This is a genomic window from Arthrobacter sp. JCM 19049 (assembly GCF_001310435.1).
On sequence record NZ_BAXF01000668.1, the window covers coordinates 1 to 984 of the forward strand.

Sequence of the window (984 nt, forward strand, 5' to 3'; positions counted from 1 at the left end):
TCGGCTTCGACATCGCCGGCGCCGAGGAGGCTTCCCGCCCTCGCGCATGGCCGAGGCGTTCGACCTGCTGGCCGAGAACTTCTTCCCCACCACCGTGCACGCCGGTGAGGCGGCCGGGATCGACTCCATCAAGGAGGCCATCCTGATCGGCCGCGCCCAGCGCCTGGGCCACGGGGTGCGCATCGCCGAGGACATCACCATCGAATTCGGTGGGGTGGACGATGAAGGCGAGCAGGTGGGGGAGGACACCGGCCTGGTTTCGCTGGGCCAGGTCGCCAACTGGGTGCGTGAACGCGGCATTCCGCTGGAAATCTGCCCGTCCTCGAACCTGCAGACCGGGGCGAGCGCCGGATTTGGCCAGGGCATCGAGAACCATCCGATCGACCTGCTGGTGCAGACCGGGTTCAACGTGACCATCTCCCCGGACAACCGGCTGATGAGCGGCACCACGCTCTCGGACGAGTACGAGCTGCTGGTGGAGGCGTTCGACTACGACCTGGAAGACCTGCTGGATCTGACCCTGAACGCCGCCGAGGCCGCCTTCGTGCCGCTGGAGGTGCGCGAGATGATGGTCGAGTACATCAACGACGCCTACGCGGACCTGCTGGACGACGAGGATGATGACTTCGACGATGAGTACGACGAAGACGACTTCGACGAGGACGATGAGGACTAAGCATCCACCTCAGCCATCCACCGCGGGTGGCTGAAACACGCACCGCGGGCCGGTGCCGGGTAATCCACGCGATTGCCCGGCGCCGGCCCGCCGTGCTTGGCAGCGGGGAGCGGTGAAAGGCATGGGGGAGCAATACGCGGCCCGGCTCGTCGACCTCTACGACGCGGACAATCCCGACGGGCCGGATCATGACTACTACCGGGAGCTGGCTGCACGTCATGCGGCCAACAGCATCCTGGATCTGGGTGCGGCACCGGATCCTGACCGTCACCTTCGCCCGGCCGGCCGGCAGGTCACCGGAGTGGACC

2 pseudogenes are annotated in these 984 nt (G+C 66.8%); both read left to right on the forward strand.

Annotated elements, in window-relative coordinates:
* Positions 1-676, forward strand: a pseudogene (locus tag JCM19049_RS15385) (adenosine deaminase); the annotation flags it as partial.
* Positions 677-797: 121 nt separating this feature from the next.
* Positions 798-984 (forward strand): annotated as a pseudogene (locus JCM19049_RS15390) (class I SAM-dependent methyltransferase); the annotation flags it as partial.